Below are 22,268 nucleotides of genomic sequence, written 5' to 3'. Positions count from 1 at the left end.
CTTTAATGACTAAGGGGGAGCGCGTCGGACTTGCCGTGGCCGCGATCGGCCATGTCGCGCTGTTCGCGATCCTCTCGGTCGTGTGGTCGGCGAAACCCGTGCCGCTGCCCACCCCCAAGCCGGTCGAGGTATCGCTGGTCGACGATGTCGCGCTCGATCAGACTGCGCCACCCGCGCCCGAACCGCCGTCGCAATCGACCGCGCCCGATCCCGGCCCGCCCGAGGATGCGCCGCCCGCCGCCGAACCTGAGCCAGAACCCGCGCCAGAACCGAAGCCCGCGCCGCCGAAACCTGCGCCCGCCAAGCCCGCGCCGATCAAGCCGCAGGCGCAGCCCAAACCCGACGCCGTGCCCCCACCCAAGCCTGCGCCAAAACCCGCGCCGGTGAAGAAGCCGGTCGCCGAGAAAGCGCCCCAGCCCGAAAAGGCTAAGCCTTCCCCGGCGAAGGCAAACACGCTGCCCGCGAAGACTGCGGTCGCGGCCACCAAGACCGCGGGCAGCAATCCCAGGGCGACCAAGGCCCGCCCCAGCGGCTCGCTGCTCGACGACGATTTCCGCAAGGGCCTGTCGCAAACGCCGTCCAAGGCGAAGGCGACCGAGGCCGCCCCCGGCGCGACGATGGATGCCAAGGCCGCCGCCGACATCGGCTCGGCGATCCGGCGGCAGGTGCAACCGTGCGCGGATCGCCAGGTCAATCCCGGGCCGGGCGCATCGCGGATCGTGGTGACGATCGCGCTGTCGCTCAATCGTGACGGCTCGCTGGCGGCACGGCCGACCGTGGCCGACGATCATGGCGGGGTCGATGACGAGAATCGGCGTTATGTCGATGCGGTCGACCGCGCTGCGATTGCCGCCTTCATGGGGTGCGCGCCGTTGCGCGGTTTGCCAGCCGATCTTTACGATGTGCCGCGCGGCTGGAAGTCCTTTAAACTGCGCTACAAGCTTCCGGACTGAGGAATGACGACGATGCTCCACAAGACACTCTTCGCGGCGGCCTTGCTCGTCAGCAGCACGGCACAAGCGCAGACCGTGCCTGCGCCCGCACCGACGCCCGCCCCGGCGGGCCAGGCCGATCCGCAGCAGCAAGGGGAATTGGTAGTCGATGTTGTCGGCGGCGTCTCCGCCCCGCTCGGCATCGCGATTCCCGTCATGCCGACCGCCGAAGTCGCCAACACGCCCGCCGGGCGCACCGACGAACTGGGCCGGCAACTCGCGCAGATCGTAACCAACGACTTGCGCAATTCCGGCCTGTTCAAGCCGCTCGAATCCGGTCTGAAACCGGTGCCATACCCGGAGGTAACGGCGCCGACCTTCGACTATTGGGGTCCCGCAGGAGCCTCGGCCTTGGTCCAGGGTTTCATCCGCGCGAATGGCGACGGAACCCTGACGGTTGGCTGCTATCTCTACGACGTGTCCTCTCGCGCCGAGCTCGCGCGGCAGGGCTTTGTCGTCGCCCCCGGCGACTGGCGCCGGGCGGGGCACAAATGCGCCGACATGATCTATTCGAAGCTGACCGGCGAAGGTCCCTATTTCGACAGCCGTGTCGTCTATGTTTCGGAAACCGGCCCGAAGGGCAAACGCATCAAGCGGCTCGCCTTGATGGATCAGGACGGCGGAAACCACAGCTTCCTTACCAACGGCCAGGCGATCGCGCTGACGCCGCGCTTCTCGCCGGATCAGCGCTCGATCGTCTATATGAGCTATCTCGACGATCGCCCGGCAATTTACGTCTATGATCTGGCCTCGAAGCGGCAGCGCTTGCTCGTCCCCAACACCAACCTCACCTTCGCGCCACGCGTCTCGCCCGATGGACGTTGGGTGCTGTTCTCGATGGCGGTCGCGGGCAATACCGATGTTTACCGCGTGCCGCTCGCCGGCGGAACGCCGCAGCGCCTCACCGATTCGCCCGGCATCGACACCGGCGGCACCTATTCGCCCGATGGCAGCCGGATCGTGTTCGAAAGCGATCGTTCGGGCACGCAGCAGCTCTACGTGATGAATGCCGACGGATCGCAGCAGCAGCGCATCAGCTTCGGCAGCGGCCGTTACGCGACGCCGGTGTGGAGCCCGCGCGGCGACCTGATTGCCTTCACCAAATTGGCCGGCAGTTTCCGCATCGGCGTGATGAGCCCGAGCGGTGCGAACGAGAAATTGCTGACCGACGGCGCGCAGGATGAAGGTCCGAGCTGGTCGCCCAACGGCCGCGTGCTGATGTTCTTCCGCTCCACCGGCGGCGGCAGCGGACGGGCCGATTTGTGGTCGGTCGATCTGACCGGCGTTAACGTCCGTCGCGTTCCAACCCTGCTCGATGGATCCGATCCTGCGTGGGGACCGTTACGCCCCTGAGTCACAGTCCGATCAACCCTGGGAGACCCCGAAATGGCCAAGACAACCACCGCCCTGCTGCTCGCGACCACGCTGTTCGTCGCCGCCTGCGCCAAGAAGCCGCCAGCCTATATCCCCCCCGCACCCGGCAACGTGCCGACCGATCAGGGCACTGGGGCAGGGGGCTTTGCACCCGGTTCGCGCGGGGATTTCGAACGCTCGGTCACCAGCAATACTGTCAATTTCGCGCTCGATAGCTTCAGTCTCGATGACCGCGCGCGCGCGATCCTCGACAGCCAGGCGGCCTGGCTGTCGCGCTACCCCAACGTGCCGGTCAGCCTTGAGGGGCATTGCGACGAACGCGGGACGCGCGAATACAACCTCGCGCTGGGCGATCGCCGCGCGCTTGCCGCGAAGAACTATCTGGCCGCCCGCGGCATCGCGCCGGGTCGCATTTCCACGATCAGCTACGGCAAGGAACGCCCGATCGCGCTGGGTTCGGACGAAGCAAGCCTCGCGCAGAACCGTCGCGCGGTGACGATCGTCCTCAACTAAGCGGGGTTTTCGAACCCTCAAGGGGCGGTGTTGCTGTGGCAGCGCCGCCCTTTGTCGTTTCTCCTCCCCTCCCTGGAAGGGAGGGGTAGGGGGTGGGTTGGTATGGGGCGGGAGCGGCCTTTGACAACGGGCCGACCCACCCCCGGCCCCTCCCTTCCAGGGAGGGGAGAACCATGCCGAAACCGCTTGCACCCGTAATAATCCCGATATAAATGTGATATCACATTAACGGGAGGTTTTGATGGTCGAGTCGGGTACACGCAACACAGCGCTGACGCTGTCGCGCGAGCATAGCGCGTCCACGTCGAGCGGCTACGCCATGCTGATGGTGATGCTGGTGTCGCTCGCCGTTGGCGGGGGCGGCGTCGCGCTGTTGCCGGGCAACCCGGCCGTCGGCGCGCTCATCCTGACGCTTGCAACGCTAGTGTTCGTGTTCGTCTCCTGCGGCTTCTACATGCAGCAGCCCAATCAGGCGACGGCGATCACGCTGTTCGGCGCGTATAAGGGGACGGATCGCAACACCGGCCTGCGCTGGCTGTTGCCGTGGCTGGGGCGCAAGAAGGTGTCGCTGCGCGCCAACAACATGATTTCCGAGCGGTTGAAGGTCAACGACCTGCGCGGCAACCCGATCGAGATCGCGGCGCAAGTCGTGTGGCGCGTCACCGACACGGCGCAGGCGCTGTTCGACGTCGATGATTACAAGGCCTTCGTGATCGTCCAGATCGAGGCGGCGGTGCGGGCCATTGGCGCGCGCTATCCCTATGACGATTACGAACATCAGGAAGTGACGCTGCGCGGCAATCACGATCAGGTCGGCGGCGAACTGCGCGCCGAATTGATCGAACGGCTGGCGACGGCGGGCATCACTGTCGACGAATGCGGCTTCACGCACCTGGCCTATGCGCCGGAAATCGCGGGTGCGATGCTGCGGCGGCAACAGGCGCAAGCGGTCGTCGCGGCGCGCGCGACCCTGGTCGAGGGCGCGGTCGGAATGGTCGAAATGGCGCTCGACCTGCTGTCGGCGAAAAACGTCGTCGAGCTGGACGACGAACGCCGCGCGGCGATGGTGTCGAACCTGATGGTCGTGCTGTGCGGCGAACGCGATACACAGCCGGTCGTGAACGCCGGTACGCTCTACTGACGGGCCGGGGCGTTGGCGGCTCCTCCCAAGAAGGCCTTTCCGCTCCGTCTCGACCCGGCGCTCTATGCGGCGGTCGAGCGGGTGGCGGCGGCTGACCTCAGGAGCGTCAACGCCCAGTTCGAATGCCTGCTGCGCGAGGCGCTGGCGAAGCGGGGGGTGAAGGTGGCGCACAGCGAGGCTCCCAAGCGTGGGCGGCCTCCCAAGGAGACTTCCGATGACGAAGGATGATGTGATCGACCATTTCCGCGTCGAACCGGGCTATTGGTTCGTTCCCAAGCTGTACGGCTTCGGCGCGACGCCGGTGACGTGGCAGGGCTGGGCGCTGACGCTGGGTTGCGTTGCGCTGGTGATGCTTGAGGTGCGCTTGGTGCCGGCGCTGGCCGCTAAGATCGTCATCGCGCTCGCGCTTACCGCCGCGTTCATCACCATCGCCGTTCGCAAGACGCAGGGCGGCTGGCGCTGGCAGTGGGGGGTGGGCAAGTGATCCGCGCGCTCCTGCTGGCGGCGTTGGTCGCCGCGACCCCCGCAACCGCCGTCCCCACGCCGGTCGAGCTCACCGCGACGGGTCCGCAAGGGCCGCTTGCCGGAACGCTGCTCGATCCCGATCCCAAGGGGCCGCTGGTCCTGATCATCCCGGGCTCCGGCCCGACCGATCGCGACGGCAACAGCCCAATGGGCGTCGCGGGCGGACCCTACCGCCAGCTTGCCGAGGCGCTCGCCGCGAAGGGGATCGCGACGCTGCGCATCGACAAGCGCGGCATGTTCGGCAGCCGTGCGGCGGTCGCCGACCCTAACGCCGCGACGACCGGCGGTTATGCCGATGATGTGCAGGCGTGGAGCAAGGTCGCGCGCGCCAAGACGGGGCGCAAGTGCGTCTGGCTGCTGGGGCATAGCGAGGGCGGGATGGTCGCCCTGGTTGCGGCGCAACGGCCCGAGGGGCTGTGCGGTATCATCCTGGCGAGCGCGATCGGCCGCCCGATGGGAACAGTGCTGCGCGAGCAACTCAACGCCAACCCGATGAATGCGCCGATCCTCGCCCCCGCTCTCGGCGCGATCGACGCACTGGAGGCGGGCACGCGCGTGCCGCAGGCCACACTCCCCGCACCGATCCAGCCGCTCTTTGCTGACAAGCTCCAGGGCTATTGGATCGATCTGATGTCGCACGATCCGGCGAAACTGATCGCAAATGTGAAGCTGCCGGTGCTGATCCTGCAAGGCACGCGCGATATTCAGGTGAGCGTGGCCGATGCCGAGGCGCTGAAGCGCGCGCAGCCCAAGGCTACTCTAACGCTGCTGCCCGACGTCAACCACGTGCTGCGCCCGGTAGCGAGCGACGATCGCACCGCTAACATCGCGACCTATGCCGATGCGACGCTACCGATCGCGCCCGATGTCGCGGCGGCAGTGGCGGGGTTCGCGAAACGCTGAACGCAGCTTGGTCGCCGTCCGTTCGCCCGGAGCCTGTCAAAGGGCGCGTCTCCGCACGGACGGAGGGGCCTTTACCCCAGCGCCTCATCCAGCAGCTTCGCCAGCCGCAACCCGCCGCGCTCGACCTCCAGCCGGGCGACCGGAACCAGCTTCGCGATCGTCGCATCGTCGAGCTTCAGGCGTGCAGGCGTCGGCGCGCAGGGGTCGGATTGCACGCTGCCATAAGCGGCATCATGCGCGATCTGCCAGCTCTCGCGGCTCCAATCGTTGACCGTCCCCGCGCCCAGCGTTGCGCGAACGCTCGCCGGATAGCGCCGCACCAATGGCGGCGGCGACGAGATCGCGCGCTCGGCCAGATAGCCGTCCCAGATGCTGTGCAAATTGAGCCGCGCCGGGCCGTACGCGCCGTAATCGGCCTTGGCGTCGTTGCCGCCCTTGTCATCCTTGTCCCCGGCATGGAGCGGCTGGTGCAGATCGCCGACGAAATGGATCAGGAAGGCCAGCGCCTGTACCCGGTCCTTCAGCGGCGTGCGCTTGTCCTTGAGCAAAGCGACGTCACGCGTGATCTGTGCCGACACGCAATTGCCGTCCTTGCACGGCGCGGTCAGGTCGAACGGGCGGCAAACGCTGACGTTCTGATAGTGCCACGAATAGGCAAAGCCGAAGCGCGATTTGCCGTCGGCGTCCTTCAGCGGCTTGACGCAATCCGCCCATACGCTCGCGTCGGTCATCGTCGATGCCTTGCATTCCGGCGTGTCGAGCAAATCGGAATGCGCGAGCAACGCGCGGATCGCGATCCGCGTCTTCGGCCGGACATTGGCCTCGGCGATCTGCGCGATCGTCTGATGGCCATATTCCCAATAGGCAGCGGCAGGGGAAGCGGTCGCGACGAGCGCAACGGCGAGCAAAGCGGGGAGGGGGCGAGTCATGCCGCCTCCCTACTCCCGCCAAAATAGCGGCGATAGCGGCAACATGTCGCTATTTGTCGCTGAATACCGCGATCTCCCTGGCCCCGTCCGCGGTCAGCCGCGCACGGTACATGCCCGGTGTGGTGAAATGCCACACCGCCTCGCCCTGCGGTCCGGTCGCGATGATGCCGCCTGATCCGCCAAGCGCTGTCACCTCCGCGATCACGCCCGCCACCGCCGTATCGAGCGATTCGCCCGCGAGACGCACCCGCGCGCAAATCTCGTGCGCCACGCCCGCGCGGATGAAGAACTCGCCCGAGCCGGTGCAGGAGACCGCCGCAGCCCGGTCGTCGGCATAGGTGCCGGCACCGATCAGCGGCGAATCGCCGATCCGGCCCCAGCGCTTGCCCGTCACCCCGCCGGTCGACGTCGCGGCGGCGACATGGCCGTGCGCATCGCAGGCCACCGCACCGACCGTGCCGTACTTCATATCGACGTCGAACGACCCGCCGCCCGCGATCATCTCGGCCAGTTGCGCGCGGCGTTCGGGCAAGGCGAGCCAGTCCTGCGTCGCTTGCTCGCACCCTTGCGCTTCGGAAAAGGCATCGGCCCCGGCACCGCTCAGCAGGACATGCGGGCTGTGCGCCATCACCGCGCGCGCGAGGCTCACCGGATGCCGAGTTGCGCGCACGCCCGCCACCGCACCGGCATTGCGGTCGCGCCCGTCCATGATCGCGGCGTCCAGCTCGGCGATCCCGTCATAGGTCAGCGCGGCACCCCGCCCCGAATTGAAATGCGGGTCATCCTCCAGCACGCGCACCGCCGCCTCGACCGCGTCGAGCGCCGCCCCTTCGGCCTGCAGGATCGCAGCCGCCGCATCGAGCGCACGACCCAGCGCCTCGCGCGCGCCTGCGGCCTGTTCCGGCGTCACGGTCGCGCGCGTCATCTGACCCGCGCCGCCGTGGAGTACGATCGTCCAGCTCATGCACTCCGCTCCCGTCGATCGCGCGGGCGCAGGCCGATCAGCGGGCGCAGCCAGCCGATCTCGCGCCCGATCGCGTAAAAGGCCCAGCATCCGGCGACCGTCGTCGTCAGCAGGATCAGGAATTCCACTACCCCCGGAAGCCCGAGCGGCAGCAAAGCGCCCTCGACCCCGACGATGATCGTCTGGTGGATAATATAGAAAGGAAACACCGCCTCGGTCAGCACGCGCCGCCACGGGTGATCGCGGTTGAGATAGGTATCGGCGAGGCCGATCAGCGCGACGATGATGCTCCACCCCTGCACTGCGCGCGCGGCCGCGAACAGGATGCCCCACGGCCAGCTCGGCGTCGTGCTGCCGGGCCAGTGGATCTCGATTGCGACGACCACGCCGTAGCACAGCAGTCCGACCCCCAGCGCCCACGGCCACCACCGCCGCATCGCGGCGAGGGCATCGGGCGATCCGGCCAGCGCGAAGCCGAACAGGAATCCCGGCAGATATTGCGCGTGCGATACAGAATCGTTGACCAGGGTATTGGTCGGCCCGATCCCGGGAAACAGCCACGCGCTCACCACGATCAGCCACGCGGCGGGGATCAACCACACCAGGATCGTGCCGAACACGCGGTCGAACAGCGCTTGCAGGCGCGACCGCCCGAACACAGCGACCAGCATTACCAGCAACATGGTGTAGAACCACAGATAAGCGACGAACCACAGATGCTGCCATGTCGGCAGGATCACCCCGCCGACGTTTCCGAAGCGGAAGTAATCGTGCAGCAGGAAATAGCCGAAACCATGGGTATAGCCACGCTGCGTGGTCAGCTCGATCCACGGCTGCACCGGCACCACCACCAGCATCCCGAACAGCAATGGCACGATCAGCCGCGCGGTCCGATTCGCCGCAAACCCCGCCGTGCCCGAGCCCTTCCCCAGCAGCGCACGGCTGGCGTAGCCCGACACGACGAACAGCAGCAGCAAGCGCCACGAATTCAGCGCCAGCATCGGCAGCGCGACCCAATCCTGTGGCTGCGCGGTTTTGACATGGTATCCCCACGGGACGAACACCATGCCGATGTGATACAGGATCAGCAGGCCGAACGCGCCGATGCGTAACCAGTCGAGACCGAAGTGCCGTTCCATCGCGCGGCCTTAGACGACCCGTCGCGTTCGTCCAATCGCAAGCTATTTCGGTTGGAGGCCAACGGCGCTATATGGCCCCCGCAACCAGAGGAAATTCGATCATGTCCCTCCGCCCGTGGCGCGACATCAACCGCCGTCAGAGCCGCCAGATCATGGTCGGCAATGTCCCCGTCGGCGGCGACGCCCCGGTCAGCGTGCAGACCATGACCAACACGCCGACCGAAGACGTGAAGGCGACGATCGACCAGATCCGCCGCTGCGAGGATGCCGGCGTCGACATCATCCGCGTCTCCTGCCCCGATGTGGAGAGCACCACCGCGTTGAAGCAGATCGTCCGCGCCAGCCGCGTGCCGATCGTCGCGGATATCCATTTCCACTATAAGCGCGCGCTCGAAGCCGCCGATGCGGGTGCCGCGTGCCTGCGCATCAACCCCGGCAACATCGGCTCGGCCGCGCGGGTCAAGGAAGTGGTCGATGCCGCCAAGGCGAATGGCTGCGCGATCCGCATCGGCGTCAATGGCGGGTCGCTCGAAAAGCATCTGCTCGAAAAATATGGCGAGCCGTGTCCCGATGCCTTGGTCGAATCCGCGATGGATCACATCAAGCTGCTGCAGGACCACGATTTCCACGAATTCAAGGTGGCGGTGAAGGCCTCCGACTTCTTCCTAGCGGTCGCCGCTTATCAGCAGCTCGCCGAAATGGTCGATTGTCCGCTGCACCTCGGCATTACCGAGGCGGGCGGCTTCGTCGGCGGTACGGTCAAATCGTCGATCGGGATCGGTTCGCTCTTGTGGTTCGGCATCGGCGACACGATCCGCGTCTCGCTTTCGGCCGAGCCGGAGGACGAAGTGCGCGTCGGCTTCGAGATTTTGAAAGCGCTCGGAATCCGCAACCGCGGCGTCCGCGTCGTCTCCTGCCCGAGCTGCGCGCGCCAGGGCTTCGACGTGATCCGCACCGTGCAGGCGCTCGAAGAACGGCTCCAGCACATTCGCACGCCGATGAGCCTCTCGGTGCTCGGCTGCGTCGTCAACGGCCCTGGCGAAGCGCGCGAAACCGACATTGGCCTGACCGGCGGCGGTAATGGCAAGCACATGGTCTATCTGTCGGGCGTGACCGATCACACCGTCAACTCCGAGGACATGCTCGAACACATCGTCAAGCTGGTCGAGGAAAAGGCCGCCGCGATCGAGGCGCATGACGCGGCGGCGGCATTGGCGGCACCGCAGGCAGTGGCGGCGGAATAGGTCTTGCGCTATGGCGCGGGTCTCGGAGATGCCGATCCTGACGGCAGACCGACGCATGGCTGAGGCCGATGTGGGTTTGGACATCCGGCTGATCCGATGACCGCCTTTACCGCGCGTTATCCCTAAACCTTAGCCCTACCCTAAAGCGCGTCGCGCTACGCCGACGGCCATGAAACTCGCGCTTGGCTCCGTCATTATCGTCGGGATCGGCATCGGGCTGGCCTTGCCCGCCGCCAAGCGTCCGGTCGCGCCCGTTGCTGCCGCCGCGCCGGCCTATGCCGAGGTGTCGCGCGACGTGCCCAAACCCACGCATATCGAGCGCAGCAACAGCGGCCATTTCCTTACCGTTGCGGAGGTGAACAAGGAACCGATCCGTTTCCTGGTCGATACCGGGGCCGACACCGTCGCGCTGACGATGGAGGACGCGCGGCGCGCGCATGTCGATTTCGATCCCAGCCAGTTCCAGATCGTCGGCAAGGGCGCGGCGGGTTACGTCCGTGGGCAGGAAGTGCGCATCGCCGACATCGTGCTCGACGGCAAACGCGTGTCCGATGTCCGCGGCGTGGTACTGGAGGACAGCGAGATGTCGCTCTTGGGGCAAACCTACCTGCGCCACATCGACACGGTGAAGATCAGCGCTGATACGATGACGCTGGAATAGCGCGCTGTCCTACACGGCCGCGCTGTGTCATCTTGGACGAGGCTCTTTGAACCTGTCGATCGTCGAAGCTGCGGCACGAACCGATCCCGCGATCGCACCCCATGCTCTGCTGAAAACCCCGTCGATGGTGCGACTCGTGCGACTTTAGCGCGTCCGGGCCGCACGATCTTTTCCCTGACACCGCCCGTCCGGGGCGCTATCGACCCGCACATGAAACCCGTTTCCGCCAATCTCGCCTTCGGCGTCGCTGCTGTCGGCATCGCCAGCTATTCGGTGATGGATACGGTGATGAAGGACCTGTCGATCCTGCACGGCGCATATAGCGCGGTGCTGTGGCGTTCGCTCGCGGGCGTGGCCCTGCTCGGTCCGGTGTTCGTCGCGCGGCGCAAGCCTTGGCCGGGGCGTGCGGCGCTGACGCTGCATGTCGCGCGTGGCGCAGTGGCGGGGGCGTCAGTGCTCCTGTTCTTCTGGGGCCTGGTGCGCGTGCCGATGGCGCAGGGCGTGGCGCTTACCTTCCTCGCGCCGCTGATCGCGCTCTTTCTTGCCGCGGCCACCCTCGGCGAGACCATCCGCCGCGCCGCGATCGGGGGATCGGTCGTCGCCAGTCTCGGCGTGCTGGTGATCGCCGCCGGGCAAGTCCAGGCGCATGCCTCGACGCAAGTGGTGCTCGGCTCGATCGCGGTGGTGCTGGCGTCGATCCTCTATGCCGGCAGCCTGATCCTTCTGCGCAAGCAAGCGCAAGTCGCTGATCCGCTGGAGGTCGCGCTTTTTACCTCGATCGTGCTGAGCGGGATGCTGCTCGTCGGGTCTCCGTGGTTCTCGGCCATTCCCCCGCTCGATACCGTGCCGCACATCTTTGGCGCCGCCGTGCTCGGCTCGCTCTCGTCCATGGCGCTGGCCTGGGCCTATGGCCATGCCGAGGCGCAAGTGCTCGCACCGGTCGAATATACCGCCTTCGTCTGGGCCGCCCTGCTCGGCTGGCGGGTGTTCGGCGAAAGCGTCTCGCTCTACACGGTCGCCGGTGCGGCGCTGATCATCGCCGGGTGCGTGGTCGCGATGCGCGGATCGACCACCGCTCCCGCTCCCCAAACCGAGGCTGCCGCATGACCATCCACATTCGCCCCGCCACATCGGCCGACGTGCCGCTGATCCTGCAGTTCGTCCGCGATCTGGCCGATTTCGAACGCGAGGCGGACAAGGTAATCGCGACTGAACCAATGCTGTTCGAAGCGCTGTTCGGCCCGCATCCCGCCGCCGAGGCGGTGGTTGCGGAGCTCGACGGCGCGCCTGTCGGCATGGCGCTGTTCTTCCACAATTTCTCGACCTGGACCGGCTGGCGCGGGCTGTATCTGGAGGATTTGTACGTAACGCCCGAGGCACGCGGTGCAGGCGTCGGCAAGGCGCTGCTGCAGCATCTGGCGGCACTCGCGGTGGAGCGCGGGTGCACCCGCTTCGAATGGTCGGTGCTCGACTGGAACGAGAAGGCGATCCGCTTCTACAAGGCGATGGGCGCCGAGCCGATGGAGGAATGGACCGTCTACCGCGTTACCGGCGACGCGCTGACGGCCTTGGCGGGGCGGGACTGAGCCCGCCCCCCAGCTTTATTCGGCGACCGTTTCGGCTACCGCGGCGGTGTCGCTCTTCTTCGCGGCATTGTAGCGGTCGATCGCCTCAAGCGTGATGCGCGCGGCTTCGGCCGCGTCTCCCCAGGTGCCGATGCGCACCCACTTCTTCTTCTCCAGATCCTTGTAATGCGTGAAGAAGTGCTCGATCTGCTCGAACACGATCTCCGGCATGTCGTCGCGCTCATTGACGTTCGAATAGTAAGGGAAGGTCGAATCGACCGGCACGCAGACGAGCTTCTCGTCGCCGCCGGCTTCATCTTCCAGGTTGAGCACCGCGATCGGCCGCGCCCGCACGACGCAGCCCGGAATGAACGGCGAACGCGCGATCACCAGCGCGTCAAGCGGATCGCCATCGGGCGACAGCGTGTGCGGGATAAAGCCGTAATTCGCCGGATAGCGCATCGGCGTGTGCAGGATGCGATCGACGAACAGCGCGCCGCTCGCCTTGTCGAACTCATACTTCACCGGCTCGCCGCCGGTCGGGACTTCGATGATGACGTTCAGGTCTTCGGGCGGGTTCTTGCCGACCGGGATCATGTCGATACGCATGGATAATCCTTGATGTGGAACGCTTTGCCGTCGTGCCCCTGTTATCGGGGCATCAACAACCGATCGAGGCCACCCTCTCCGGTGCCGATCTTCTGCAGGTGCGGATAGCGCAGGCCGCCGTGATAGTCGATGCTGACCGGCGTGATCAGGTCATTGGCCTTGATCAGCAGCACGATCGGCTGCTTGCGCGTCTTGGCGGCTGTCAGCGCCGCCTTCATCGCCTCATTGGAGAAGGCCGCCCCATCGACCGCGACGATCGTATCGCCAATCGTCAGACCTGCCTTGAACGCCGGCCCATCCCAGCTCACGCCAGTGAGGCCCCCGTCCTTGTTGATCGTCATGCCGAGCGAATAGCTGAGGTCGGTGCTCTTGCGCGCGGCCTCGGCATTCTTGAAGGCGAGCGTCGGCGTCTCGTCATAGACGAGCTTGTAGCCGTTCGCCTCGAACCCCTTCAGCGGGGCGGGGGCGCCGGTCTCGGTCAGCCGCTGCTTGAGCAGGCCGGCCCAGTCATAGGGCTGTATCCCGTTCAGCGTCGATACGACGTCGTCGAACGTATAGGTCACTTCGCCATAATCGCCGTCGGTCAGGCCGAAGAAGGCGCGCGCGAAATCGTCGATCGACTTGGTCCCGCCCGATTGCTTGCGCAGGATCGAATCGACCTCCATCCACACCAGCAGGCCTTCGTTGTAATAATCCTCGGAGCGCTGATAGCTGACCCAGCCGCGCGGGCGGCGCTGCGACATGGTGGGATCGTTGGTGGTGTCGAGCAGCGGTTTCCAGTTGCGCCCCGGACGATTATCGAGCTGCGCCAGGATCGCGGCATAGCCGTCGAGCGTATCCTGCTTCGACACGATCCCGGAGCGCGCCTGGAGGACATAGCCCCAGAATTGCGTCTGCCCCTCATACACCCACAGCAGCGAATCGCGCATCGGGGTGCGGTAATCGGGGGTCCACAGATCGGCCCCGCGGCGGAACTTGCCATCCCAGCTATGGACATATTCATGCGGCAACAGGTTGCGCGATCCGGGGCCGTCCTTCCACTTGGTGAAGTATCCCGGCCGCACGCCGTCTTCCGAACTGCGATGATGCTCCAGTCCCTGCCCGCCGATCTGCTCGGAGAAGGACAGCAGGAACGTATAGTTGTCGTAATGCTGCGTACCGAACAGCTTCACGGCTTGCGTGACAAGGTTCTTGTGCGCGTCAATTTGTTCGGGCGTGGCGGCGAGTTCCTCGGGCTTGTCGGCATAGACGTCGAGGTTGACGCGCGGCGACAGTTCCCAGCGCTTGAAATAACGCCCGGCGAGCACGGGGGAGTCGACCAGCACTTCGTAATTGGTCGGCTCGTACGTGTAGACCGATCCGGTCGCCTTGGACGGCAGGCCAGACGATGCGGTCCACCCGGCGGGATAGGTGACGGTCGCGCGCACCGGAATCTGCCGCGTGAAATATCCGGCCGGATACAGGCTCATCGAATTCCACTGCAGCCGCAGCATGTCCGGCCCCATAACGATACCGCCCTGGTCGGACGCGGTGGCGGACAAGAATTGCAGGTCGATGTCGAGCGCCTTGGCGCCCGCGGGGACCTCGATGTGAAACGCCGTCACGTCGACCGGGTCGCGGGTCCAGGCGATTTCCTTCCCTCCGGCACGAATGTGGAGCCCAGCGAGCTTGTCGATCTGCCCCGTCGGGGAATGGTTGCCCGGCAGCCATTTCGGGAAGAGCAGCACCATCGGCCCCGCCGACACGCCGGTGATCCGCTCCTTGGTGGTGAAGATCGCGCGCTTGGTATCGGTCGCATCGATGTCGAGTTCGATCCGGCCGGGGAAGGGGATGTCGCGCGCCGCCGGGATCGTGTCGACATAGGGGACCGGCTGCGGTTTCGAATTCTCGGCAAGCGCCGGGGCAGCGCAGGAGGCAAGCAGCATGACGGTGAACGCGGCACGACGAATCATATGGTTAGGCCCCTGAGGTATAAGGTTGCGGTGGTGTAAGCGGGCGATACGCGTGGCGTCCAGTCTAGGATCCGCTGCTGCTGCCCAGCACGTTGATCGTGAAGGCCAGCACGCCGATGTTGAAAACGAACGCCGCCAGGCATTGCCCGAGCACGACCCGGCGCACGGCGCGGGAGGAAATCTCCACGTCGGAAGTCTGGAACGTCATGCCCAGCGTGAAGCTGAAATAGAGGAAGTCCCAATAATCGGGCTCGTCGCATTTGGGAAAATCGATGCCCCCGGCGTCTTTCCCGTCGCCGTCGCAATCCGAATAGAACAGATGCGCATAGTGCAGGGCGTAGATCACGTTGGAAAACAGCCACGCCAGCACCAGCGTCGCCAGCACCAGCGCGATTGCCAGCATATTCGATTTGCCCTGCATTTCCTTGGCGACCGAGGTCAGGATCACCAGCATGGTCAGCCCGGTGAGGACGAGCAGCCCGGCGCGGTTGGCATCGTTGGCTTCCGCCGCCTTGCGCATCTGTGCCGCCTCGCCGCGACCTAGCAGGGTGGAGACGGCAATCAGGAACACCGCCGCCGCCACATCGAACGCCGCCATCGTGCCGCGGCCCCAACCGAGCAGCGGAATCGCCACGAACAGCCCGCCCACGAACAGAAGCGTGAACAGGATGAAGCGCGGCGGCGCGATTTTCTGACCGAGTTTGAGCGTCATGCCACAGTGCTACCGTGCCCGGCGCTCAATGCAACGCGCGTTGCAACAACACCGCGGCGATGAACAGCAGATAGAGGCCGAACACGCGCTTCAGCGGCTCGGCCGGGAGCGCATGCGCGGCGGCAACCCCGAGCGGAGCCGTCAGGATCGACATCGACGTGATGACGGCGGCGCCCAGCAGATTGACGTACCCGACCGATCCGACCGGCAGGCCGGGCTTGCCAAGTCCGATCAGCATCCAGCCGATCGTGCCCGGTACCGCGATGATGAAGCCGAACCCGGCGGCAGTCGCAATCGCCTTGTGGATCGTGCGGCCGCACAGCGTCATCACGATCACCGCCACCGTCCCGCCGCCAATGCCGAGCAGCGAGGAGAACAGCCCGAGCCCGCCCGCGATGCCCGCACGCGCTGCGCCGGTCGGCATCGTGTCGCGGATCTGGCGTCGGCCAAGTTTCGGGATCATAAAATTGACCGCCATCGCCGCGATGCCGCTGGCGAAGATGACCGTCAGCGTCGTTCCGCTGAGCCGACTGGCGAGCACCACCCCGATCCCGACGCCAAGCACGATCCACGGCGCCCAACTCCTCAGGATCGCGAAATCCACCGCCCCGCGCCTGGCATGGCTGAGCGTCGAGCGCAGCGACGTGATCACGATCGTGGCGAAGGACGTGCCGATCGCGACATGGGTATATTCCGCTTTGTCCCCGCCCAGCAGCGGCAATAGCGCGACCATCGACGGCACCACGACGAACCCGCCACCGATGCCGAACAGCCCGGCGGCGAACCCTGCGAACAAACCGGCGACGAGGAGCGCAAGGATCGCCGGACCCCATTCGATCAGCAAGGTCATCGGCGATGGGGAGTAAGTGAGCGCATGGAGACCTTTTCCGAAACGAGCCGGGGGAATCCTGCGGATGCTGCAAGGGGCTGTCGTCGCCCCAATTTCACCAAGGCTGCGGTGCGGGGCGGCGAGTGTCAAGCTTTTCTCCCCTCCCTGGCAGGGAGGGGCAGGGGGTGGGTTGCTCTCAATAGGAACGCCGTCCGCACCCCGTACCCACCCCCAACCCCTCCCTTCCAGGGAGGGGAGAGGCCAAACGACCTATCTAGCGTTTGGCACCGCCATCGCTTAGATACCCCGCTTTCATGGCACGTATTGAAACCCCCAAGAGAATCCGTGGTACGCAGGACATCTTCGGTGATGACCAGCGCCGCTTTGCCCGCGTCGTCGATACGTTCGACCGCATCCGCCGCCTCTATTGCTTCCAGCGCGTCGAGCTGCCCGTGTTCGAGGCGACCGCCGTGTTCGCGCGCTCGCTCGGCGAGACGACCGACGTCGTGTCGAAGGAGATGTACACCTTCGAGGATCGCGGTGGCGATTCGCTGACGCTGCGCCCCGAATTCACTGCCGGCATCGCGCGCGCTTATTTGACCGAGGGGTGGCAGCAATATGCGCCGCTGAAGCTCGCGACGCACGGCCCGGTGTTCCGCTACGAACGCCCGCAAAAGGGCCGCTTCCGCCAATTCCACCAGATCGACGCCGAGGTGATCGGCGCGGCCGAACCGGCGGCCGATGTCGAACTGCTGGTGCTGGCGGATCAATTGCTCCACGAACTCGGCATCGCCGACGGCGTGACGCTCCAGCTCAACACGCTGGGCGATGCCGAGACACGCGACGCTTGGCGCGCGGCGCTGATCGCGCATTTCGAGGCGCATCGCGACGTGCTGAGCGAGGACAGCCTCGCGCGGCTGGACAAGAACCCGCTGCGCATCCTCGATTCGAAGGACCCGCGCGATCGGCCGGTGGCGGACAGCGCGCCCGATATCGACGCATACCTGACCCCCGAAGCGCGCGCGTTTTTCGATGCGGTGACGGCGGGACTGGATGCGGCGGGCGTGGCGTGGACGCGCAATGCGCGGCTGGTGCGCGGGTTGGATTATTACCGGCATACCGCGTTTGAGTTCGTCACCGACCGGTTGGGCGCGCAAGGCACCGTGCTGGCGGGCGGGCGCTATGATGGGCTGATCGGCTCGCTTGGCGGGCCGGAGACGGCGGGTGTCGGCTGGGCGGCAGGGATCGAGCGGTTGGCGATGTTGTTGGACGAGCCAAGCGTCGACGCGCTTGATGTCGCCGTAGTTGCTGAAAGCGTTGAGTTGGAGGGTGCCGCAATCGCGATCTCCACCCAGCTCCGTCGTAGTGGTGTCAGCACCGAGCTGTTCATTTCGGGCAGCCCGCGTAAGCGTTACGACAAGGCCTTGAGTCGGAACCCCGCGCAAACGTTGTCCCTATCTAAGCGCGACGGCGTTGCGGACGCGGCTTGGCGCGTCCTATCCGAGAGTAACGCAATGGTCGCACACGCCCAACAGATTGTCGATCCGATGATCCTCAATCTCGAAGACCTGTCGAAGTAATGACCTCCATCTCCCCCGAACGCATCCTGCAGATCGAGGCGCGGCGTGACGAGCTTTCGGCGTTGATGGCGTCGGGGGATTTGCCGTCGGAGCGCTTCGTCGCCGTCTCCAAGGAATATGCCGAGCTCGAACCCGTCGCGCGCGCGGCGGGCGAGGTGCGGCGGCTGCGCGCGGAACTTGGTGTGCTTGCCGGGATGGAGGGCGACGACGACCCCGAAATCAAGGTGATGGCGCGCGAGGAGATCGAGTCGATCCGCGGCCGCCTGCCCGAGGCCGAACGCGCGCTCGCGCTGTCGCTGCTGCCGCGCGATGCGGCGGATGAGCGCGCCGCGATGCTCGAAATCCGCGCCGGCACCGGCGGCGACGAAGCCGCGCTCTTTGCCGCCGACCTGTTCCGCATGTACCAGCGTTATGCCGAAGGGCAGGGCTGGAAGGTCGAACTGATCTCCGCGTCCTCCTCCGAAAGCGGCGGCTTCAAGGAAGCGATCGCCTCGGTCGAGGGCAAGGGCGTATTCGCCAAGTTGAAGTTCGAAAGCGGCGTCCACCGCGTCCAGCGCGTCCCCGCGACCGAGGCGCAAGGGCGTATCCACACCTCGGCGGCAACCGTCGCGGTGCTGCCCGAGGCCGAGGAAGTCGACGTCAAGATCGAGGACAAGGATCTCCGCATCGACATCTACCGCTCGTCCGGGCCGGGCGGGCAATCGGTCAACACAACCGATTCGGCGGTGCGCATCGTCCACATTCCCTCCGGGCTGGTGGTGATCCAGCAGGACGAGAAATCACAGCACAAGAACAAGGCCAAGGCGTTGAAAGTTCTGCGCACGCGCTTATACGAGGCGGAGCGCGAGCGGCTCCACGCCGAACGCGCGGGCGCGCGCAAATCAATGGTCGGATCGGGCGACCGGTCGGAGCGCATCCGCACCTACAATTTCCCGCAAGGCCGCGTGACCGACCACCGCATCAATTTGACGCTCCACCGTCTGCCGGAGATTTTGCAGGGCGAGATGGACGACCTCATCGGCGCGCTGATCGCGCAGGACGAGGCGGAGCGGCTGGCGTCGCTTGACTCGTAGGGCGGCTTGCTGCGTGCGGCAGCATGACTCGCACAAGAGCGGCCGAGGCGGCCATGCCGCGTTCGACGGCGCGGCTGTGCCGCGGCGCTGGGCGTGATAGCCCCTCCCGCAAGCGGGAAGGGAGTTAGAAGCGCGCTGATTGAAGCAGCGCGCGTCTTCACCGCCGTCAGCGACACTCCCCGTTTGGATGCCGAACTCCTGATGGCGCACGCCCTCGGTATCTCGCGCGAGGCGCTCCTCCTCGCGCACCTCGACGCGCCCGAACCTCCAGGCTTTGCCCCGCTGCTCGCCCGCCGTCTCGCGCACGAGCCGATCGCTTACATCACCGGTACCCGCGCCTTCTGGACGATCGAGCTGGCGGTCGGCCCCGGCGTCCTGGTTCCACGCGCAGATAGCGAGACGTTGATCGAGGCGGCGATCGAACATTTCGGTGATCCCGGCGCGGCGCTGCGCATTCTCGATCTCGGCACCGGGCCGGGCACGTTGCTGTTGGCGGCGCTCGATCAATGGCCGGACGCGCACGGGCTGGGGATCGACGCTTCGGATGAAGCGCTCGGTTATGCCAGGCGCAATGCCGCCGCGCTGGGGTCGGCGTCGCGCGCCGTTTTTCGGGCAGGCAATTGGGCGGACGGTCTCAGCGGAGAGTTCGACCTGATCCTCGCCAACCCACCCTATATCGGCACCGCCGAAAACCTCCCCGAGGAAGTGCGCGCACACGAACCCGACGTCGCCCTGTTCGCCGGCCCCGATGGCCTTGCCGACTACCGCATCATCGCCCCGCAACTCCCCGCCTTGCTCGCCCCCGGCGGTGCGGCGATCCTCGAAATCGGGTCGACTCAAGCCGTTGCCGTCACCGCCCTGCTAGATCCTGCAGGCTTCGCTGTCGCACTGCGCCACGATCTCGGCGGCAACCCACGCGCCCTCATCGCCACACACCGGACATGATTTGTCACCGCGTCGTCACAACATTCCGCTTGGAGATTGTCGGCGAAGCGGCTATTGCAACCCGCAGGGGCACGCATTTTCACCATAACATGTTGAAAATGGGCTGTTGTCCGCTCCTTTAGTCATGGAGACGCTGTCGTCCGGCGACCGTGGCACGCACGCTCCGCCGTTGATCGGTCGGTCCGGGCAGGGGCATTTGCATCCATATTTGGAGCACGGCCAGTTTGGTTTCTGAAGACAGGACAACAAGAACTTGATCAATAATCGTCAGGCCGGTCGCCGTCGTGGCCGTGGCGGGCAGCAGCAGCGCTCGTCGGGTGGCAATTCGGGACGCCAGGATAGCGGCAATCGCATCGACAACCGCGCACGCGGCAACGCCGCCCAATTGCTCGAGAAATACAAGACGCTCGCGCGCGACGCGCAGATGCAGGGCGACCGCGTCAACGTCGAATATTACTTGCAATTCGCTGACCATTATTTTCGGGTGCTTGCCGAAACGCGCGCTCGCTTCGAGGAAAACGGCGGGGCGGTCTCGACCCGGCGTATTCAGGGCGCGACGCTCGACGAAGACGAACCCGATTATGAGGATGAGGGCGAGCGCGCCGAACAACCGCAGGGCGAGCAGAATCGCGGCGACCAGAATCGGGGCCAGCGCGATGGGCAGAACCGTGGCCAGCAAAATGGCTATCGTCAGGACGGGCGTCAGGACGGCAATCGCGGCTATAATCAGAACGGCAATGCCCAACGTGACCTGAATGGCGCGTCGGAAGGACGCGGTGATCAGCAGCGCGGCAACGGTCAGGACTATGACAACCGCGCCCGCGTGAACGGTAACGCTAATGGCAATGTGGCCGAGGGCGGCGCCGAGCGGCAGGCCGAGGGCAATCGCGACGAGCAGGGCGAACGCCCGCAGCGCCGCGAGCGTTACGAGCGCGGTGCGCGCCCGCTACCGGAACCGGTAGAGCAGGAAGCGCCCGCTCCCTTGGATGCTGTCACGCCCGATGCCGCCGAAGCGCCGCGCCGCGGCCGTGGCCGCCCGCGCCGCGAAGCCGCGCCGGTCGACTCCGACGGTCCGGGCCTTGAAAATGTCGGTTTCCTGGCTGGGCGTGTCGCGCCATCGGCGGAGGCACCGAGCGATGCCCAAGCGAAGCCGCAAGGCGACGATGCCGAGGTCGCCGAAAAGCCCCGCCGCCGTCGTGGTCGTCCGCCCGCAAGCGCGGTCACGACCGCAGAATAAAGTCGGCCACCCCCGCCGACGGACATCCAATCAGCGGGCTGCAAGCGATTGCAGCCCGTTTGATTTTCCGGGCGGCCGGGCCGCATTATCCGCCGGGGATCATCATCCGAACCTAGTCGATGTCCTTGACCGCTTCGTCATGACCCGTCCCGGAACTGAGGAAGATTAGCCCCATCAGCACGGCGGTCAGCATGATCGATCCGCCTGCTCCGCCGATCACGGCAAGGATCGCGACCCAGCCCATCGGGCCATAGACATGCTGCAGCACCAGAATGGCCGCCACGATGAAGATGGCCGCGATGATGGCCATCCATCCCAGGATGCGGCGAAACCGGCGCCAGGCGAACGCGGCATAATCGGGATCGGAAAGGCCTGAAACCGGGGTGGGGGGAGTCGTCATGCTTCCCATATGGCCGTAAACGTGAAATCCTCAAGCGCCTCGAGACTCGGAACAGAGCGGCAGAGGAGAGAGACGATGACGATCGCGGCAATCCTGAGCAATAAGGGGCGTGAAGTGATTTCGGTCACCGCCGACCAAAGCGTCGGTGATGCGGTTGCGGTGCTGGCAACGCGGCGTGTCGGCGCGGTGCCGGTGATGGATGGAGCGAGCGTCGTCGGCATTTTTTCCGAACGCGATGTGATCCACGCGATCGCCGAACACGGCGCCGACGCGATGGCGCGCAAGGTCGGCGATACGATGACCGCCCCCGCCATTACGGTGGGGCCAAGCGATGCCGTGATGGCGGCGCTGTCGCTGATGTCGCGGCGGCGCATTCGGCATTTGCCAGTGATGGAGGATGATCGGGTTATCGGATTCGTTTCGATCGGCGACCTGGTCAAATATCGTATCGATCGGATCGAGGCCGATGCCGAGGCGATGCGGAGTTATATTCAGGCCGTTTAGCCGCACGCGATTAGCGTGGCTGATCGCGAGACGGCGACGGCCGGACGGCCTCGCACCGCGAGGACCGACGACGCGGCTTCGCCGCGGCGCCCTTACGTCAAATCGATGCGAGTGGCTGCTTGCGCACCACCGCGATCAACTCGCGCAGCACCGGCCGCGAGAAGGCCGCCAGCCAGCAGCCGTAAACGCCCGTGCCGATACCGACCAGAATCAGCAAGCGGACAATAGAAGGAAGCACCGGCAGCGCGCCATCGACCAGCGTCACCACCAGCGCCATAGCCAGCGCGGCGAGCAAAGCGGGCGCGACCGCATCGGCGATGGCCCGCAGCGACGTGCCGATTACCGGCAGAGCGCGCCACAGACTGAAGCCGAGATAGAGCGGGTAGCCGCAGATCCACGCAGCCGCGAGCCCGGTCGCGCCCCATTGCACGCCAACCAGGAAGCCGACTGCCAGGATCGCCGCCCCCGCCGCGCCAT

25 protein-coding genes (1 of these 25 only partly in view) are annotated in these 22,268 nt (G+C 65.9%); 16 read left to right on the top strand and 9 right to left on the bottom strand.

Going from position 1 to position 22,268, the window contains the following annotated elements:
- Positions 1 to 5 precede the first annotated feature (5 nt).
- The 7 genes from AB5I39_RS06540 to AB5I39_RS06510 all read left to right on the top strand — a co-directional run bounded on the left by AB5I39_RS06540 (position 6) and on the right by AB5I39_RS06510 (position 5,448).
- On the top strand, positions 6 to 953 hold the full coding sequence (locus AB5I39_RS06540) for a cell envelope biogenesis protein TolA (RefSeq protein ID WP_404372696.1): 948 nt from the start codon (positions 6 to 8) through the stop codon (positions 951 to 953).
- A gap of 3 nt (positions 954 to 956) precedes the next feature.
- Positions 957 to 2,345, top strand: coding sequence for a Tol-Pal system beta propeller repeat protein TolB (gene tolB, locus AB5I39_RS06535; protein WP_404372693.1), 1,389 nt, complete (start codon positions 957 to 959; stop codon positions 2,343 to 2,345).
- 33 nt (positions 2,346 to 2,378) lie between these two features.
- Positions 2,379 to 2,879: a peptidoglycan-associated lipoprotein Pal gene (gene pal, locus AB5I39_RS06530; protein ID WP_404372690.1), complete on the top strand. Its 501-nt coding sequence runs from the start codon at positions 2,379 to 2,381 to the stop codon at positions 2,877 to 2,879.
- A gap of 241 nt (positions 2,880 to 3,120) precedes the next feature.
- Complete coding sequence (locus tag AB5I39_RS06525) at positions 3,121 to 4,020, top strand: SPFH domain-containing protein (RefSeq protein WP_404372687.1); 900 nt, start codon at positions 3,121 to 3,123, stop codon at positions 4,018 to 4,020.
- A gap of 12 nt (positions 4,021 to 4,032) precedes the next feature.
- Positions 4,033 to 4,248: a toxin-antitoxin system HicB family antitoxin gene (locus tag AB5I39_RS06520; protein ID WP_404372684.1), complete on the top strand. Its 216-nt coding sequence runs from the start codon at positions 4,033 to 4,035 to the stop codon at positions 4,246 to 4,248.
- Positions 4,235 to 4,504: a hypothetical protein gene (locus AB5I39_RS06515; RefSeq protein WP_404372681.1), complete on the top strand. Its 270-nt coding sequence runs from the start codon at positions 4,235 to 4,237 to the stop codon at positions 4,502 to 4,504. Before AB5I39_RS06520 ends, AB5I39_RS06515 begins: the two co-directional genes overlap by 14 nt.
- A complete protein-coding gene (locus tag AB5I39_RS06510) occupies positions 4,501 to 5,448 on the top strand; it encodes an alpha/beta hydrolase (protein WP_404372679.1) in 948 nt (315 codons plus the stop codon). The genes AB5I39_RS06515 and AB5I39_RS06510 overlap by 4 nt, the downstream gene beginning before the upstream one ends.
- 71 nt (positions 5,449 to 5,519) lie before the next feature.
- On the opposite strand, the gene AB5I39_RS06505 is transcribed toward AB5I39_RS06510, so the two are convergent.
- Genes AB5I39_RS06505 through AB5I39_RS06495 form a run of 3 tightly spaced genes read right to left on the bottom strand, consistent with a single transcriptional unit; the run spans position 5,520 to position 8,480 of the window.
- A complete protein-coding gene (locus tag AB5I39_RS06505; protein WP_404372676.1) occupies positions 5,520 to 6,377 on the bottom strand; it encodes a S1/P1 nuclease in 858 nt (285 codons plus the stop codon).
- Between the two features lie 49 nt (positions 6,378 to 6,426).
- Entirely contained in the window at positions 6,427 to 7,341 is a 915-nt protein-coding gene (locus tag AB5I39_RS06500) for an isoaspartyl peptidase/L-asparaginase family protein (protein ID WP_404372673.1), read from the bottom strand.
- A complete protein-coding gene (locus AB5I39_RS06495; protein ID WP_404372671.1) occupies positions 7,338 to 8,480 on the bottom strand; it encodes an acyltransferase family protein in 1,143 nt (380 codons plus the stop codon). Before AB5I39_RS06495 ends, AB5I39_RS06500 begins: the two co-directional genes overlap by 4 nt.
- A 101-nt stretch (positions 8,481 to 8,581) precedes the next feature.
- Between AB5I39_RS06495 and ispG the strand changes: the two genes are divergently transcribed.
- From ispG to AB5I39_RS06475, 4 genes are all read left to right on the top strand, one after another.
- Complete coding sequence (gene ispG / locus AB5I39_RS06490; RefSeq protein ID WP_404372668.1) at positions 8,582 to 9,724, top strand: flavodoxin-dependent (E)-4-hydroxy-3-methylbut-2-enyl-diphosphate synthase; 1,143 nt, start codon at positions 8,582 to 8,584, stop codon at positions 9,722 to 9,724.
- Positions 9,725 to 9,893: 169 nt separating this feature from the next.
- Positions 9,894 to 10,385 carry a TIGR02281 family clan AA aspartic protease gene (locus AB5I39_RS06485; protein ID WP_404372666.1) on the top strand — a complete coding sequence of 164 codons (492 nt, stop codon included), beginning with the start codon at positions 9,894 to 9,896 and terminating at the stop codon, positions 10,383 to 10,385.
- 210 nt (positions 10,386 to 10,595) lie between these two features.
- Complete coding sequence (locus AB5I39_RS06480) at positions 10,596 to 11,492, top strand: DMT family transporter (RefSeq protein WP_404372663.1); 897 nt, start codon at positions 10,596 to 10,598, stop codon at positions 11,490 to 11,492.
- A complete protein-coding gene (locus AB5I39_RS06475) occupies positions 11,489 to 11,971 on the top strand; it encodes a GNAT family N-acetyltransferase (protein ID WP_404372660.1) in 483 nt (160 codons plus the stop codon). Before AB5I39_RS06480 ends, AB5I39_RS06475 begins: the two co-directional genes overlap by 4 nt.
- A gap of 15 nt (positions 11,972 to 11,986) precedes the next feature.
- Here AB5I39_RS06475 and ppa read toward each other — a convergent pair whose 3' ends face one another.
- The 4 genes from ppa to AB5I39_RS06455 form a co-directional block, all read right to left on the bottom strand.
- A complete protein-coding gene (ppa, locus tag AB5I39_RS06470) occupies positions 11,987 to 12,559 on the bottom strand; it encodes an inorganic diphosphatase (RefSeq protein ID WP_404372658.1) in 573 nt (190 codons plus the stop codon).
- Positions 12,560 to 12,600: 41 nt separating this feature from the next.
- On the bottom strand, positions 12,601 to 14,511 hold the full coding sequence (locus tag AB5I39_RS06465) for a M61 family metallopeptidase (protein ID WP_404372655.1): 1,911 nt from the start codon (positions 14,509 to 14,511) through the stop codon (positions 12,601 to 12,603).
- A 64-nt stretch (positions 14,512 to 14,575) separates the two neighbouring features.
- On the bottom strand, positions 14,576 to 15,223 hold the full coding sequence (locus tag AB5I39_RS06460) for a DUF1345 domain-containing protein (RefSeq protein ID WP_404372653.1): 648 nt from the start codon (positions 15,221 to 15,223) through the stop codon (positions 14,576 to 14,578).
- Positions 15,224 to 15,248: 25 nt separating this feature from the next.
- Entirely contained in the window at positions 15,249 to 16,073 is an 825-nt protein-coding gene (locus AB5I39_RS06455) for a sulfite exporter TauE/SafE family protein (RefSeq protein WP_404372650.1), read from the bottom strand.
- Positions 16,074 to 16,366: 293 nt separating this feature from the next.
- On the opposite strand from AB5I39_RS06455, the gene hisS reads away from it, so the two are divergent.
- The 4 genes from hisS (at position 16,367) to AB5I39_RS06435 (ending at position 20,887) form a co-directional block, all read left to right on the top strand.
- Positions 16,367 to 17,632, top strand: a complete 1,266-nt coding sequence (gene hisS / locus AB5I39_RS06450) for a histidine--tRNA ligase (RefSeq protein WP_404372647.1) — start codon at positions 16,367 to 16,369, stop codon at positions 17,630 to 17,632.
- Positions 17,632 to 18,705: a peptide chain release factor 1 gene (gene prfA / locus AB5I39_RS06445; protein ID WP_404372644.1), complete on the top strand. Its 1,074-nt coding sequence runs from the start codon at positions 17,632 to 17,634 to the stop codon at positions 18,703 to 18,705. Before hisS ends, prfA begins: the two co-directional genes overlap by 1 nt.
- Before the next feature lie 135 nt (positions 18,706 to 18,840).
- Entirely contained in the window at positions 18,841 to 19,650 is an 810-nt protein-coding gene (prmC, locus tag AB5I39_RS06440; protein WP_404374038.1) for a peptide chain release factor N(5)-glutamine methyltransferase, read from the top strand.
- Positions 19,651 to 19,903: 253 nt separating this feature from the next.
- Positions 19,904 to 20,887: a DUF4167 domain-containing protein gene (locus tag AB5I39_RS06435; protein ID WP_404372641.1), complete on the top strand. Its 984-nt coding sequence runs from the start codon at positions 19,904 to 19,906 to the stop codon at positions 20,885 to 20,887.
- A gap of 112 nt (positions 20,888 to 20,999) precedes the next feature.
- Here AB5I39_RS06435 and AB5I39_RS06430 read toward each other — a convergent pair whose 3' ends face one another.
- On the bottom strand, positions 21,000 to 21,287 hold the full coding sequence (locus AB5I39_RS06430; protein WP_404372638.1) for a hypothetical protein: 288 nt from the start codon (positions 21,285 to 21,287) through the stop codon (positions 21,000 to 21,002).
- A 75-nt stretch (positions 21,288 to 21,362) separates the two neighbouring features.
- On the opposite strand from AB5I39_RS06430, the gene AB5I39_RS06425 reads away from it, so the two are divergent.
- Positions 21,363 to 21,791: a CBS domain-containing protein gene (locus AB5I39_RS06425; protein WP_404372635.1), complete on the top strand. Its 429-nt coding sequence runs from the start codon at positions 21,363 to 21,365 to the stop codon at positions 21,789 to 21,791.
- 97 nt (positions 21,792 to 21,888) lie between these two features.
- Here AB5I39_RS06425 and AB5I39_RS06420 read toward each other — a convergent pair whose 3' ends face one another.
- Positions 21,889 to 22,268 carry the end of a lipopolysaccharide biosynthesis protein gene (locus tag AB5I39_RS06420; protein ID WP_404372632.1) on the bottom strand. The gene runs 1,108 nt beyond the window's last position, so the window shows 380 of its 1,488 coding nt (coding positions 1,109–1,488); its start codon lies beyond the right edge, outside the window; it ends in the stop codon at positions 21,889 to 21,891.

This window comes from Sphingomonas sp. MMS24-J45 (assembly GCF_044881195.1).
Classification (GTDB): domain Bacteria; phylum Pseudomonadota; class Alphaproteobacteria; order Sphingomonadales; family Sphingomonadaceae; genus Sphingomonas.
Note: the sequence above shows the minus strand (reverse complement) of the source record. Positions and strands in the feature narration are given on the sequence as shown.

Excerpts from the sequence above, each read along its gene's own strand:
- pal (WP_404372690.1), top strand. The coding sequence starts at position 2,379 with ATGGCCAAGACAACCACCGCCCTGCTGCTCGCGACCACGCTGTTCGTC.
- prfA (WP_404372644.1), top strand. The coding sequence starts at position 17,632 with ATGACCTCCATCTCCCCCGAACGCATCCTGCAGATCGAGGCGCGGCGT.
- AB5I39_RS06465 (WP_404372655.1), bottom strand. The coding sequence starts at position 14,511 with ATGATTCGTCGTGCCGCGTTCACCGTCATGCTGCTTGCCTCCTGCGCT.
- AB5I39_RS06455 (WP_404372650.1), bottom strand. The coding sequence starts at position 16,073 with ATGACCTTGCTGATCGAATGGGGTCCGGCGATCCTTGCGCTCCTCGTC.
- tolB (WP_404372693.1), top strand. The coding sequence starts at position 957 with ATGACGACGATGCTCCACAAGACACTCTTCGCGGCGGCCTTGCTCGTC.
- AB5I39_RS06425 (WP_404372635.1), top strand. The coding sequence starts at position 21,363 with ATGACGATCGCGGCAATCCTGAGCAATAAGGGGCGTGAAGTGATTTCG.
- ppa (WP_404372658.1), bottom strand. The coding sequence starts at position 12,559 with ATGCGTATCGACATGATCCCGGTCGGCAAGAACCCGCCCGAAGACCTG.
- AB5I39_RS06460 (WP_404372653.1), bottom strand. The coding sequence starts at position 15,223 with ATGACGCTCAAACTCGGTCAGAAAATCGCGCCGCCGCGCTTCATCCTG.
- AB5I39_RS06515 (WP_404372681.1), top strand. The coding sequence starts at position 4,235 with ATGACGAAGGATGATGTGATCGACCATTTCCGCGTCGAACCGGGCTAT.
- AB5I39_RS06475 (WP_404372660.1), top strand. The coding sequence starts at position 11,489 with ATGACCATCCACATTCGCCCCGCCACATCGGCCGACGTGCCGCTGATC.
- AB5I39_RS06500 (WP_404372673.1), bottom strand. The coding sequence starts at position 7,341 with ATGAGCTGGACGATCGTACTCCACGGCGGCGCGGGTCAGATGACGCGC.
- AB5I39_RS06525 (WP_404372687.1), top strand. The coding sequence starts at position 3,121 with ATGGTCGAGTCGGGTACACGCAACACAGCGCTGACGCTGTCGCGCGAG.
- AB5I39_RS06485 (WP_404372666.1), top strand. The coding sequence starts at position 9,894 with ATGAAACTCGCGCTTGGCTCCGTCATTATCGTCGGGATCGGCATCGGG.
- AB5I39_RS06495 (WP_404372671.1), bottom strand. The coding sequence starts at position 8,480 with ATGGAACGGCACTTCGGTCTCGACTGGTTACGCATCGGCGCGTTCGGC.
- ispG (WP_404372668.1), top strand. The coding sequence starts at position 8,582 with ATGTCCCTCCGCCCGTGGCGCGACATCAACCGCCGTCAGAGCCGCCAG.
- AB5I39_RS06540 (WP_404372696.1), top strand. The coding sequence starts at position 6 with ATGACTAAGGGGGAGCGCGTCGGACTTGCCGTGGCCGCGATCGGCCAT.
- AB5I39_RS06430 (WP_404372638.1), bottom strand. The coding sequence starts at position 21,287 with ATGACGACTCCCCCCACCCCGGTTTCAGGCCTTTCCGATCCCGATTAT.
- AB5I39_RS06480 (WP_404372663.1), top strand. The coding sequence starts at position 10,596 with ATGAAACCCGTTTCCGCCAATCTCGCCTTCGGCGTCGCTGCTGTCGGC.
- hisS (WP_404372647.1), top strand. The coding sequence starts at position 16,367 with ATGGCACGTATTGAAACCCCCAAGAGAATCCGTGGTACGCAGGACATC.
- AB5I39_RS06505 (WP_404372676.1), bottom strand. The coding sequence starts at position 6,377 with ATGACTCGCCCCCTCCCCGCTTTGCTCGCCGTTGCGCTCGTCGCGACC.